This is a genomic window from Rhodopseudomonas palustris BisB18, assembly GCF_000013745.1.
In the GTDB taxonomy this organism is placed as follows: Bacteria; Pseudomonadota; Alphaproteobacteria; order Rhizobiales; family Xanthobacteraceae; genus Rhodopseudomonas_A; species Rhodopseudomonas_A palustris_F.
Genome location: NC_007925.1, coordinates 2,027,906 through 2,041,569, shown reverse-complemented (window position 1 = coordinate 2,041,569; position 13,664 = coordinate 2,027,906). Strand labels below are relative to the sequence as shown.

9 protein-coding genes are annotated in these 13,664 nt (G+C 65.8%); 4 read left to right on the top strand and 5 right to left on the bottom strand.

Features of this window, described 5'->3' with window-relative positions; all coding sequences use genetic code 11:
• Positions 1-103 precede the first annotated feature (103 nt).
• The 3 genes from RPC_RS09385 to RPC_RS09375 are packed head-to-tail and all read right to left on the bottom strand — an operon-like array spanning position 104 to position 6,000.
• Entirely contained in the window at positions 104-1,633 is a 1,530-nt protein-coding gene (locus tag RPC_RS09385) for an efflux transporter outer membrane subunit (protein ID WP_011472333.1), read from the bottom strand.
• An 18-nt stretch (positions 1,634-1,651) separates the two neighbouring features.
• Positions 1,652-4,792 carry an efflux RND transporter permease subunit gene (locus RPC_RS09380; protein WP_011472332.1) on the bottom strand — a complete coding sequence of 1,047 codons (3,141 nt, stop codon included), beginning with the start codon at positions 4,790-4,792 and terminating at the stop codon, positions 1,652-1,654.
• Positions 4,792-6,000 carry an efflux RND transporter periplasmic adaptor subunit gene (locus RPC_RS09375; RefSeq protein ID WP_049766076.1) on the bottom strand — a complete coding sequence of 403 codons (1,209 nt, stop codon included), beginning with the start codon at positions 5,998-6,000 and terminating at the stop codon, positions 4,792-4,794. The genes RPC_RS09380 and RPC_RS09375 overlap by 1 nt, the downstream gene beginning before the upstream one ends.
• A 203-nt stretch (positions 6,001-6,203) precedes the next feature.
• Here RPC_RS09375 and RPC_RS09370 point away from each other — a divergent pair, with 203 nt between their 5' ends.
• From RPC_RS09370 to RPC_RS09355, 4 genes are all read left to right on the top strand, one after another.
• Entirely contained in the window at positions 6,204-6,851 is a 648-nt protein-coding gene (locus tag RPC_RS09370) for a TetR/AcrR family transcriptional regulator (protein ID WP_011472330.1), read from the top strand.
• A gap of 182 nt (positions 6,852-7,033) precedes the next feature.
• Positions 7,034-8,251 (top strand): efflux RND transporter periplasmic adaptor subunit, encoded by a 1,218-nt coding sequence (locus RPC_RS09365; protein WP_011472329.1) that lies wholly within the window; start codon positions 7,034-7,036, stop codon positions 8,249-8,251.
• Between the two features lie 3 nt (positions 8,252-8,254).
• Positions 8,255-10,222, top strand: coding sequence for a MacB family efflux pump subunit (locus RPC_RS09360; RefSeq protein WP_011472328.1), 1,968 nt, complete (start codon positions 8,255-8,257; stop codon positions 10,220-10,222).
• Positions 10,223-10,429: 207 nt separating this feature from the next.
• Positions 10,430-12,400, top strand: coding sequence for an AI-2E family transporter (locus RPC_RS09355; protein WP_041801614.1), 1,971 nt, complete (start codon positions 10,430-10,432; stop codon positions 12,398-12,400).
• Here RPC_RS09355 and RPC_RS09350 read toward each other — a convergent pair.
• On the bottom strand, positions 12,397-12,720 hold the full coding sequence (locus RPC_RS09350) for a hypothetical protein (RefSeq protein ID WP_157043166.1): 324 nt from the start codon (positions 12,718-12,720) through the stop codon (positions 12,397-12,399). The two genes, RPC_RS09355 and RPC_RS09350, sit on opposite strands and share 4 nt — an antisense overlap.
• Before the next feature lie 70 nt (positions 12,721-12,790).
• Positions 12,791-13,642: a hypothetical protein gene (locus RPC_RS25005; RefSeq protein WP_011472325.1), complete on the bottom strand. Its 852-nt coding sequence runs from the start codon at positions 13,640-13,642 to the stop codon at positions 12,791-12,793.
• Positions 13,643-13,664: the final 22 nt, after the last annotated feature.

The following is a 13,664-nucleotide window of genomic DNA, read 5'->3' as shown; positions in this document are numbered from 1 at the left end:
TCAACTGTAGCAGGGTCGCGGAGCCGGCCACAAGGCCGACCACTCCGGCGATCCGGCAAGCCGACGTGGCGGCGGCGCGCGGCCGTCGCCGCCGCTTGGTCAGCTATTGGGCGACCGCCAGATGCGGCCCGGTGTTGACGTCGATCACGTCAGGCCTTGAGCTGTCGATGGCGCCGTCCCAGCCGCCGCCGAGCCCCTTGGCCAGCGCGATGAAGCTGGTCGCGACCGTGACGCGGCTCTGCAGCAGCGAATCCTCGGCGGTGTACAACGAGCGCTCGGCGTCGAGCACGTCGAGGAAGCTCGACGATCCGGTCTCGTAGAGCGATCGCGACAACCGCGCGGCATCGCGATAGCGGCGGCTGGCTTCCGCAAGACTTCGAATTCGCAGTTGCTCCTGCGCCAATGCGACGATGGCGTTCTCGACGTCTTCCAGCGCGGTGAGCACGGCGCTGCGCCAGGCGACGTAGTATTGGTCGCGCTGCGCTTCGCTGATCTCGACCGCGGCGCGCAATTGTCCGCCGTTGAAGATCGGCACGCTGAGCGTCGGCCCGACCGACCAGCCGATCGTCGAGTTCTTGGCGAGGTCGCCGATCTTCAGCGCCGAGGTGGAAACCGAGCCGGTCAGGCTGACGCTCGGATACAGCGCGGCCTCGGCCTGGCCGATCTTGGCGGTGTATTGCGCGAGCTGCCGCTCGGCCTTGCGCACGTCCGGCCGCATCACCAGCACGTCGGCCGGAATGCCCTTCGGTAGCGGCAGTCGCGGCGACGGAATCGCGGTGCCGCGCGCGAGTTGCTGCTCCAACGCGGTCGGCTCGCGGCCCAGCAACACGCCGAGCCGATGCACCGCCTCGGAATAGCCGACCTGATAGGTCGGGATATTGGCCTCGGTGGTGGCGGCCTGCGCGGACGCCTTGGCGACATCCACCGCCGACGACGAGCCGGCGTCGAACTTGCGTTGCGTCAGCGCCGCGGTTTCGCGCTGCGAGGCGGCGGTGCGGCGCGCCAAGGCGATGCGGGCCTGATAGCCGCGCGCCTCGGCGTAGTACGCCGCGACGTCGCCGACCAACGTCAGCAAGGTGGCGCGCAAATCGTCCTCCGCCGCATCGACGCCGTAGCTGGTGGCCTCGACGCCGCGGCGGTTGGCGCCGAAAATGTCGAGCTCCCAGCTGGCATCGAAGCCGGCCTGAAACTGATTGTAGGTGGACGTCAGCGCCTGGCCGCTCGTGGTGCTGCTGGCGCTGACCTGGTTGCGGGTCGCCGAACCGGTGCCATTGAGCAACGGAAACAGCGCGCCGATCGCCTGGCGCCTGGTGGCGCGCGCTTCGCGGATCCGCGCCTTGGCGCTGGCGACGCTGAGGTTGCTTTCCACCGCCTCCTCGATCAGCCGGCTGAGCAGCGGGTCGTTCAGCCGCCGCCACCATTGCCGCAGATCGGCGACCGGCGGCGCCGTGCGCGGCGGCTTGGCATTGGCCCAGGCGGTCGGAAGCTCGATCCCGGGTGGGCCGTAATCCGGACCGACGGCGCACCCGGCGAGCATCGTGGCTGCCACAACCAGCGTCGCCAGCGGCCTCGCAAATCGACGGCGAGCCTGCCCCGTGGTCCGGTCGCCTTGCGGCCTTGCCAGCGTCATCATCGAACTTGAAACCCCATCTTACGCCTGCTCATTGGCAGGCTCGCCGGTCGAAGCCGCATTCGCCGCCTTGCCCTTGAACAGCCGGCGCACCGTGACGAACAACAGCGGCACGAAGAAGATGCCGAGCACGGTCGCGGCGATCATGCCGCCCATCACCCCGATGCCGATCGAATTCTGCGCGCCGGAGCCGGCGCCCGAGGCGATCGCCAGCGGCGTGACGCCGAGGATGAAGGCGAACGACGTCATCAGGATCGGCCGCAAGCGTTGTCTGGCCGCATCCAGCGTCGCCTCGACCAGAGGCAAGCCCGACGCCTGCCGCTCCAGCGCGAATTCGATGATCAGGATGGCGTTCTTCGCCGCCAGACCGATCGTCGTCAACAGCCCGACCTTGAAATAGACGTCGTTGGTCTGGCCGAACACCAGCGCCGCCAGCAACGCGCCGAAGATGCCGATCGGCACCGCCAGCATCACGCCGAGCGGAATCGCCCAGCTTTCATACAGCGCCGCCAGACAGAGGAATACCACCACCACCGAGATCGCATAGAGCGAGGCGGCCTGGTTGCTCGACAGCCGCTCCTGCGCCGACAGCCCGGTCCATTCGTGGCCGTAGCCCGCCGGCAATTGGCTGACCAGCGTGTCGATCTCGTCCATCGCCGTTCCGGAGCTGATGCCGGCGGCGGCCTCGCCCTGGATCTCGACGGCGGAGGAGCCGTTGTAGCGCTCAAGCCGCGGCGAGCCGAAGCTCCAGTGCCCGGAGGCGAACGCCGAGAACGGCACCATCAGACCCGCGGAATTGCGCACGTACCAGCGGCCGAGATCATCCGGCTGCATCCGGAAATCCTTGCCCGATTGCAGATAGACCTTCTTGACACGGCCGCGATCGATGAAGTCGTTGACGTAGTCGCTGCCCCAGGCGGTCGACAGCGTGGCGTTGATATCGGCGAGCCCGACGCCGAGCGCGCTGGCTTTCTCCTGATCGATGGCGACGGAAAATTGCGGCTCGTCCTCCTGGCCGTTGGGACGGGTGTTGGCCAGTTGCTTGCTCTGCGCCGCCTTCGCCAGCAAGGCGTTGCGGGTCTCGATCAGCTTGGCATGGCCGGCGCCGTTGATGTCCTGCAGATAGAAGTCGAAGCCGTTCGAGGTGCCCATGCCCTGGATCGCCGGCGGCGCCAGCGCGAAGATCCGGCCGTCCTTGAACTTGCTGAACGCCCGCATGGCGCGGCCGGCGACGGCCTGCGCCGACACCGCGGCGGCCTTGCGCTGTGCGAACGGCTTCAGCCTGATGAACGCGATGCCGATATTCTGGCCCTGCCCGGAAAAGCCAAAGCCGGCGGTGGTGAACACGCTGTCGACGGCGTCCTTCTCCTGCGTCGCGTAGTAATCGCGGACCTGCTCCAGCACCCGCAGCGTGCGGTCCTGGGTGGCGCCGACCGGCAGCTGCACGCTGGTGATCAGGATGCCCTGGTCCTCCTGCGGCAAGAACGAATTCGGCAGCCGCAGGAACATCACGCCCATCGCCACCGTCAGCGCCACGAACACCAGGCCGAACCGCAGCGAGCGCGCGATGATGCCCTGGGCGCCGCGACGATAAGCGCTCGCGCCGCGATCGAAGGTGCGGTTGAACCAGCCGAACAACCCCGTCCCGGTGGCATGCGCCTCCGGCGTGCGCAGGATGGTGGCGCACAGCGCCGGCGTCAGGATCAAGGCGACGATCACCGACAGCACCATCGCCGACACGATGGTGATGGAGAATTGCCGGTAGATCACCCCGACCGAACCGCCGAAAAACGCCATCGGAACGAACACCGCCGACAGCACGGTGGCGATGCCGATCAGCGCCCCGGTGATCTCGTCCATCGATTTGCGGGTCGCCTGCTTCGGCGACAGCCCCTCCTCCTGCATCACCCGTTCGACGTTCTCCACCACGACGATGGCGTCGTCGACCAACAGGCCGATCGCCAGCACCATCGCGAACATGGTGAGCGTATTGATCGAGTAACCGAAGATCGACAGGATGCCGATGGTGCCGAGCAGCACCACCGGCACCGCGATGGTCGGGATGATGGTGGCGCGGATGTTCTGCAGGAACACGAACATCACCACGAACACCAGCACGATCGCCTCGATCAGCGTCTTCACCACCTCTTCGATCGACAGCCGCACGAACGGCGTGGTGTCGTAGGGATAGACCACGGTGACCCCCTGCGGAAAGGTGGTGGACAGCCGGGCGATGGTGGACTGCACGGCTTCCGCGGTGCTGATGGCGTTGGCGCCGGTCGCCAGATTGACCGCGAGGCCGGCCGCCGGCATGCCGTTATAGGCCGCGCTCGTGGTGTAGCTTTCGGCGCCGAGTTCGACCTCGGCGACGTCGTTGAGCCGCACCAGCGAGCCGTCGGTGGCGCTCTTCAGGATGATGTTGCGAAACTGCTCGGCGGTCTGCAGCCGGCTGCGCGCGGTGACGGTGGCGTTGAGCTGCTGGCCGGCGCGGGCCGGCAGGCCGCCGAGCTGACCGGCCGAGACCTGGGTGTTCTGCGCCTGGATCGCGGCCTCGACGTCGCTCGGCATCAGCGCGTATTTGGCGAGCTTGTCCGGGTTGAGCCAGATCCGCATCGCGTAACCGGAGCCGAACAGTTGAGTGTCGCCGACGCCGCCGATCCGCTTCAAGGTGTCGTTCAGCGTGCTGTTGACGTAATCGGCGAGATCGATCGACGACAACTTGCCGTCGGTGGAGACGAAGCCGATCACCATCAGGAAGCCGGTGGAGGATTTGGTGACCGACAGCCCGGTGCTCTGCACGATCTGCGGCAACAGCGCGGTGACCAGCTGCAGCTTGTTCTGCACCTGCATCTGCGCGACGTCGGGATTGGCGGCGCTGGTGAAAGTGAGCGTGATCTGCGACTGGCCGGTGGAGGTCGAGGTCGAGGTCATGTAGTCGAGATTGTCGATCCCGGTCATGCCCTGTTCGATCACCTTGGTGACCGAGTTCTCCACGGTCTGGGCGTCGGCGCCGGGATAGCTGCCGGTGATCCGTACCGTGGTCGGCGCGATCTGCGGATATTGCGCCACCGGCAGGCTGCGCAGCGCCAGCAGACCGCCGAGCATGATGGTGATGGCGATCACCCAGGCGAAGATCGGCCGGTCGATGAAAAAACGCGACATCAGCGGCTTCCGACCGCGGCGACGCCGTTCGGCTCATCGTCGCCGCCCGCGAACCGCAGCGGCGCGGATGGCGACAACGAGCCCTGCTTGTGAGCCCGCACCTCGCCGGTGTTCTCGTCGATGGTGACTTCGACGGCGGTGACGTCCTGCCCCGGCCGCACCAGTTGGGTGCCCTCGACGATGACGCGATCGCCGTCCTTGACGCCGGCACTGGCCAGCCAGTTGTTGCCGACGCTTTTGCCGACCGTCAGCACCCGCTGCTCGACTTTGCCCTCGGCGGTGACGATCAGCGCGGTGGCTTCGCCCTTGGTGTTGCGGGTGACGCCGCGTTGCGGCACCACGAAGCTGTTGTCGGCGACGCCCTCCTCGATCAGCGCGCGCACATACATGCCGGGCAACAGCAGACGGTCGGGATTGGGAAACTCGGCACGCAAGGCGAAGGTGCCGGTGGTCTCGCTGACGTTGGATTCGAAGAACGCCAGCTTGCCGGTCTGCGCGTAGATCGTGCCGTTGTCGAGCTTCAGTTTGATGCTGACGTCGGGGCCGGTGTATTTGATCCGACCTTCTTTGACCGCTTGCCGCCAGTTCAACAGATTGGTGCTGGATTCGGTGACGTCGACATTGATCGGATCGAGCTTGCGGATCGTGGTCAGCGCGGTGGTCTGGCTCGCCGTCACCAGCGCGCCGGGAGTGAGCGACGACTTGTCGATGCGGCCGCCGATCGGCGCCACGATCTTGGTGTAGTCCAGGTTGATGCGGGCGGTCTCGACGCTGGCCTTGGCGGAGGCAACGTCGGCCTTGGTCTGTGCCAGCGTCGCCACCGCGTCGTCATAATCCTGCTTGCTGACCGCGTTCTGCTTGACCAGGCCCTGATAGCGCTCGACCTTGGCGGCGGCGCTCGGCACCGACGCCTCGGCCTTCTGCTGCGCCGCCACGGCGCTGTCATACGCCGCCTGATAGCTCGCCGGATCGATCTGATACAGCGCCGCGCCCGCCGCCACTTCGCTGCCTTCCTGGAACAGTCGCGACTGGATGATGCCGTTGACCTGCGGCCGCACTTCGGCCGTCAATGACGCCGTGGTGCGCCCCGACAGCTCCGTGGTGATCGCCACCGATTGCGGATGCAGCGTCACCACGCTGACCTCCGGCCGCGGCGGAGCGGCCTTCTGCGCCGCCCCCTGCTCCTGCCCGCCGCATCCGGTGAGCATCAAACCCAGCAACAGGCTGGCGCCGGCCGCGGCGCGCCAGTGCGGGGCACGCCGGCACGTTGAGATAAGTTGGATCACGGGTGTCGCTCTTATTTACAGTACGATTAAGTACCGTTATTCTCGATCCACCGGCAATGTCAATCGCGGCCGGCGTGTACAAACATTAATTCTGAAACCTTCAGCGAAACCGACGGGGTTTGAACGTGCGCTCTCCACCGCATGCCTTGGACAAGCCGCGACAGCGCGGGCGGCCGAAACTGATGCCGGACGACGCGCAGCGCCGGCTGATCGCCGATTGCGCGCAAGAGCTGTTCCTGGAAAAAGGCTACGGGCGAACCACAACGGACGAGGTGGCGGCGCGGTGCCGGATCTCCAAGCACACGCTGTATCGGCTGTTTCCGGGCAAACCGGCGCTGTTCGCCGCCATCGTCGAGCTGCATCGGCAGGCCATGCTGGCGCTGCCCGGCGATTATGACGGCCTGCCGCTCGATCGCGCGCTGGAACGGATCTTCATGATCGACATCGATCCGCAAGCCGACAAACAGCGTGTGGCGTTGTTGCGCCTGGTGATGCTGGAAGCCCATCAATCCCCCGAACTCGGCGAGATCATCCGCCGACACGGCGCCGACAAGTCGCGCGCCGAACTTGCCAACTGGCTGGCCTTGCAGGCCAAGAGCGGAGTGCTCGTCATCGATGATCCGGACAGCGCTGCGCGGATCTTGATGGACATGATTTTTGGCGCCATTGCGTTCAAGGCCATCGACAATCTAAGTTGGCCCGGCGACGAAGACCGCAACGCGCATATCCGGCGCTGCATCGCGGTTTTTCTCAACGGTGTCCGGCCGCGCTGACACATTCGGCAATGTAGCGCAGTCCTCGTACATCATCACGCCCAAGACTGATCACTTTGCCCTTTCATATCCGACTGTTAATGGCTTCCGGGCCGACATCTGGTTGACTCCGCGGCGGAGTCGTGGACGTGAATATCGAACTGTAACAGCCGAGCCGTCGTGGCACCGAGGAATCAGCAAGAATGTTCAAGGCTCGTCGCGTGGCGATCGTTGTCGTATTGATCGTCGCAGCCGTCGCGGGGTGGCTGATCAAGAATAGCTTATTTCCGAAGCCGGCGGAGAACTTGGTGACGGCGGCCGTGAAAGTTGCCGATATCGAAGAAACCGTGCTGGCCAGCGGCACGCTGAAGCCGATCAAGATGGTCGCGGTCGGCGCCCAGGTGTCCGGACGTGTGCTCTCGCTCAAGGTCAAGATCGGCGACAAGGTCAAACAGGGCGACCTGATCGCGCAGATCGATCCGGTGACCCGGCAGAACGATCTGCGCACCTCGGAAGCCGCGCTGCAGAACATGCACGCGCAGCGCGCCGAGAAGGAAGCCACGCTGGCGCTGGCCGAGGCCTCGCTCGCCCGCCACCAGCTGACCTTTGCGCAGAAGGCCACCTCGCGCGCCGATTTCGACACCGCCGACGCCACCGTGAAACAGACCCGCGCGCAGATCGCCGCACTCGACGCCCAGATCACCGAAGCCCAGGTGTCGGTGGAAAACGCCCGCGTCAATCTCGATTACACCAGGATCATCGCGCCGATCGACGGCACCGTGCTGTCGGTGGTGACCCAGGAGGGCCAGACCGTCAACGCGGTGCAGTCGGCGCCGACCATCGTCATCCTCGGCCAGGTCGAACTGATGACGATCCGCGCCGAGATATCCGAGGTCGACGTCATCAAGGTCCGCCCCGGTCAGGAGGTTTACTTCAACATCCTCGGCGACCCCGATCATCGCTACAGCGCGCGGCTGGACTTCATCGAACCGGCCCCGGAATCGATCAAGAACGACAGCAGTTTCAGTTCGAGCAGCGTGACCACCAGCTCATCGACGTCGTCATCGACCTCGACCTCGGCGATCTACTACAACGGCATCTTCACTGCGCCGAACTCCGATGGTCGGCTGCGTACCTACATGACCGCTGAAGTTCACGTCGTGGTGGCGCAGGCCCATCAGGTACCGACCATTCCGTCGGCGGCGCTGGCGCAGCGCAACCCCGACGGCAGCTATCAGGTGGACGTCGTGGAGCCCGGCGGCGCGGTGGCGTCGCGCGCGGTGCGGATCGGCATCAACAACAAGCTGAACGCGGAAGTCACCGCCGGCCTCGCCGCCGGAGATCAAGTGGTGATCCGAAAGACCGCGGGCGACACTCAGCCGTCATCGCCGCCGCGGCGGCCGCCGCCGCCGGGAATGTGAGCCATGGCGCGTTCGACCATCGTGCTGCGCGGCCTGCGCCGGGAATATCCCTCCGGCGAAGCCACCGTGGTGGCGCTGCGCGACCTCGATCTGACCATCGAGCCCGGCGAGATGGTCGCGGTGATGGGCGCGTCGGGCTCCGGCAAATCGACGCTGATGAACATTTTGGGCTGCCTGGACCGACCGAGTTCGGGGAGCTACCAGATCGCCGGCCGCGAAACCGCGTCGCTCGACGCCGACGAATTGGCGGCGCTGCGCCGCGAACATTTCGGCTTCATCTTCCAGCGCTACCATCTGCTGCCGGAATTGAGCGCCCTCAGCAACGTCGAAATCCCGGCGATCTACGCCGGGCAGAGCCGCGATGAGCGGCGCGACCGCGCCAATGGCCTATTGGCACGGCTCGGCATCACCGACCGCGCCAGCCACCGGCCGAACCAGCTGTCCGGCGGTCAGCAGCAGCGGGTGTCGATCGCCCGCGCGCTGATGAACGGCGCCGACGTCATTCTGGCCGACGAGCCGACCGGCGCGCTCGACCGCCGCAGCGGCGACGAGGTGCTGCGGATTCTCGACGAGCTGCACGCCGACGGCAAGACCGTGATCATCGTCACCCACGATGCGTCGGTGGCGGCGCGGGCCAAACGAGTGATCGAACTCAGCGACGGCGTCGTGATCGCCGACCGCGCCACGTCGACCGTGTCCCCCGCGGTCGCAGCCCCGACGGCCGCTGCGGCACAAGCCCAGCCCCGATCGCGATGGCCGTGGCAAAGCCGGCTCGACCGCATCGGCGAAGCGTTCCGGATGGCGATGCTGGCGATGGCCGCGCACCGGCTGCGCACCTTCCTGACCATGCTCGGCATCATCATCGGCATCGCCTCGGTGGTGTTCATCGTCGCGGTCGGCGACGCGGCCAAGCGCAAGGTGCTGGCGGACATCTCGAGCCTCGGCACCAATACGATCGAGATTTTTCCGGGCAAGGACCTCGGCGACGTGCGCTCTTCCAAGATCAAGACGCTGGTGGTGGCGGACGCGCGCGCGCTGCGGCTGCAACCTTACATCGACGGCGTGACGCCGACGGTCTCGACCAGCAGCACGTTGCGCCACGGCCCGCTCGAGGCCAACGCGCTGGTCAACGGCGTCGGCGATCAGTATTTCGCGGTGAAAGGCACCAAATTGTCGGCCGGCCGGTTTTTCGACGCAGACGGCCTGCGCGATGTCAGCCAGGACGTGGTGATCGACGAAAAGACAAGGCAAACGTTCTTCAGCGACGATCCGGATGGCCCGATCGGCAAGGTGCTGCTGGTCGGCCGGGTGCCGTGCCGAATCATCGGCGTGACGCAACAGCAGCAGGGCGGCTTCGGCTCCAGCCAGAATCTCTCGGTGTATCTGCCCTACACTACGGTGCAGGCGCGCTTTCTCGGCAACTCGTCGCTGCGCAGCATTTTGGTCAAGGTCAACGACGAGGTCACCACCAAAGCCGCCGAACTGGATGTCACCCGGTTTCTGACGTTGCGGCATCGCGTGAAGGATTTCGTGATTCTCAACACCGACGACATTCGCAAGACCATCACCAACACCACCGAGACGTTGACGCTGATGATCGCCGCGATCGCGGTGATCTCGCTGGTGGTCGGCGGCATCGGCGTCATGAACATCATGCTGGTGTCGGTGTCCGAGCGGGTCGGCGAAATCGGGGTACGGATGGCGGTCGGCGCGCGGCGCAGCGACATCCTGCAGCAATTCCTGATCGAAGCGGTGATGGTGTGCCTGATCGGCGGCGGCCTCGGCGTCGCCGTCGCCTATGGCCTCGCCGCCACCTTCAACGCGCTGGTGCCGATGTTTCAGCTCGGCCTGTCGGCCGGCTCGATCATCGCCGCATTCATCTGCTCGACCGGCATCGGCGTGGTGTTCGGCTATCTGCCGGCCCGCCAAGCCTCGTTCCTCGATCCTTTGGCGGCTTTGTCGCGCGACTGAGCCGCCTCGCGCGATTTCAAGACCGCCGGAACAAATCCGCGCCGTTCTTATTGTCTGCCGTAGCCTATCTGAGCGCTTTCGGTATGAGACGTTCGATCCGCGGCGCCGATGGCTGGAATGCAGCGAGCAATCGCGCGGCGCAATCCGGCAGACGTGCCATGGCATCGCGCGCCTCGACCCGAGCGGCCACGCGAGAAGAATCTGACCATGGTCGCAAAATTGGCGAAAGCGAAAACGCTGGAAGACGTGGTGCCGTTGGTCGGCGCCGTGGCGCTGGCGATCCTTGCGGTCATCATCGTGATGGCGTTGTATCTCGGGCGAGAAATCTTCGTCCCAGTGGCCCTGGCCATTCTGTTGAGCTTCGTGCTGGCCCCGCCTGTGGCGTGGCTGCAGCGGGCCCATGTGCCGCGCGGCGGCGCCGTGGTCGGCGTGGTGCTGTTGGCCTTCGCGATCATTTTCGGCATCGGCAGCCTCGTTGCGACCCAACTGGCCCACCTCGCGGAGGAGCTGCCGCGTTACGAGACCACCATTCAATCCAAGATCCAGTCGCTGCGCGGTGCCACCGTCGGCGGCGGCACGCTGGAACGCGCCGCCGACATGCTGCAGGATCTCAGCAAGGAACTCGATCGACCGAACGGCACGCGCGCCGCGCCGTCGCCAAGGCTGGGGGGCGACACGCAGCGCCCGGCGGTGGCGCCGGTGCCCGTCGAAGTCCGGCAGCCCGATCCGGGGGCCCTGGAGAGCATCCGCTCGTTGATCGCACCGTTGGTGTCGCCGCTGGCGACCACCGGCATCATCGTCATCTTCGTGATTTTCATTCTGATCCAACGCGAGGATCTGCGAAATCGGCTGATCCGGCTCGCCGGCTCGCACGATCTGCAGCGCACCACGGCGGCGCTCGACGACGCCGCGGCGCGGCTCAGCCGCTTGTTTCTCAATCAGCTGCTGGTCAACGCCGGGTTCGGCGTTTTGATCGGCACCGGCTTGTGGCTGATCGGAATCCCCTCGGCCATCCTGTGGGGCATTCTGGCGATGGTGCTGCGTTTCGTGCCCTACATCGGCTCGGTGATCGCCGCGGCGTTTCCGCTGGCGCTAGCCGCAGCCGTCGATCCGGGCTGGAGCATGCTGGCCTGGACCGCCGCGCTGTTCTTCGTCATCGAGCCGGCCATCGCCCAGGTGGTCGAGCCGCTGTTGTACGGCCGCAGCACCGGGCTGTCCGCGGTGGCGGTGGTGGTGGCGGCGACGTTCTGGACCGCACTGTGGGGGCCGATCGGCCTGGTGCTGGCGACGCCGCTGACGGTCTGTCTGGTCGTGCTGGGCCGGCACGTCGAGCGGCTGGCGTTTCTCGACATCATGTTCGGCGACCGGCCCGCGCTGTCGCCGCCCGAAATCTTCTATCAGCGGATGCTGGCCGGCGATCCGACCGAGGCGACCGAGAAGGCCGAAGAATTTCTCAAGGAGCGATCGCTGGCGTCGTATTTCGACGAGGTCGCCATCAAGGGGCTGAAACTCGCGCAGATCGATCTCGATCGCGAAGCCTTGGACCAGGCCCGGATGGTGAAAATCCGCGATGCGGTGATCGAATTGGCCAACGATCTGGCCGATCAAAAAGACCGCGAACCGACCAGCGGTTCGACCGAGGACGCCGAGGCCATCGCGGCGGTCGAGCAGGCCGAGGGCACGCGCGACGAGGATCTGCCGTCGTTGTCGGAAGCCGATCGTCTGCCGGCGTGGCGCGGCGAACAGCCGCTGCTGTGCATCGCCGGCCGCACCGCGTTGGATGAATCCGCCGCAACCCTGCTGGCGCAATTGTGTACCGCCCATGGCCTCGGCGCCCGGGTGGAGAGCGCCGATTCGCTCTCGACCAAGAACATCTTCCGCCTCGATCCGGCCGGAGTCGCGCTGGTCTGTCTGTCGTATCTCGACACCAGCAGCTCGGCCCATCTGCGATACGCGGTTCGCCGGCTGCGCCGTAAAATGCCGGGGGCGAAGATCATGCTGGGCTGCTGGAACAGCGACAAAGACGGCACAGAACTCGAGGCGTTGCGCGACGGCGCCAATGCGGATTTCGTCGCGGCGACGTTGCGCGACGCCACGGCGATCTGCATCGCCGAAGCGTCCAGCGACAAACCGGCGCCCGAACAGGGCGCCACTGAGATGTCGCTGCAGTCGGCTTAGGGCAAGAACGGCTGCAACAGAGCCTTCATCTCCGGTGGAAGGTTGGCGACGATATAATCGTGAACGTCGCGCTGCGGATCGACGAACGCCATCGTTCCATGGATCACGATGCCGCCCACCACTCGGTAGCTCTCGGCCGCATCCAGCTCGACCACGAAGCCGCGAAAGCCGAGTCCTGGGTCCGGTGGGTCGCCCGAGAACGGTCGGCGCGGTCGCTCCAGCAGGCTTTTCAGCCGGGCAGCCTTCCCGTCGTCGAGTTCGAACCGCGGATTGGGCCTGCCGGAGAACACATCAATCTCGACCTGAGCGACCGGCGGCACGGTTGGCACCCTTTCGCTTCGATGGACCGCCGACGCCGCCGGCAACTCGGCGGCGCCGGCGCTGACAACGTCAAGAGATCGTAAGCCCGCGCTTGGTGACCATATAATCACAGAACACAGTATAGGGGCCACGATTACACGTCTTCGGATCGACGATTTTGTTGCCCGCATTGTCGATGTCCCTGACCGCGGTTTGGCCCGGCTTGTGTGACCAGCAGCCGACCTTGTCTTGCCGATACCAATGATAATCCGTGCCCGGCCAGATCACGAGGGCGACGTACCACCCCGCGCCGGCCGCCAGATTGGCGGTGAAATTCGCCGCGGCCACCAGGCCGTCGGCCGCCGCCGCCGGTTCAACGTGGGCGCAATCGAGCACGCTCGCCTGCTTGCCATGCGCCCTGCCCGGCTGCGCAAAGGTGTTGGTGGCGTTGTCGTTGGCATAATTGTAGCAATTGTTGTTGGGCTGAACCGACGGGATATTCCAAGCCGATGGATTGTACGCCGGAGCATCGGCCGCGTGGCACGTCGGGCACGGCGCCGCCAGCTCGCTCAACCGGAAATTCCGGGTCCCCGTCAGACTGGCGACGGCGTGCTCGTAGACGTCGGCCGGCAACTGGCCGCGAAACGCGTTGAGCAGAAAGCTCTCCGCCTCGGCGTTGTCGACCAAGTTCGGCAGACCGACGCCGCGATCCACGATCGATTCATGGATCCGAAATTGTCCGATGGCATCCGAAGTCGGATCGTGCCTGGCCACCGTGAAGCCGCGATAGCCGAGTCCACCGACGATGCCGGAGGGTCGCTGATCGGTCAACCGCGACAGCGACGACAGCCGCTCGTTCAGCGCGGACTCCTCCTGATCGCTGAGCCGCCATACCGGATTGGGGCGTCCGGAATACACATCCATTGTCACGACAGTTGCCATATTGTCCTCCTCATGATGCCCG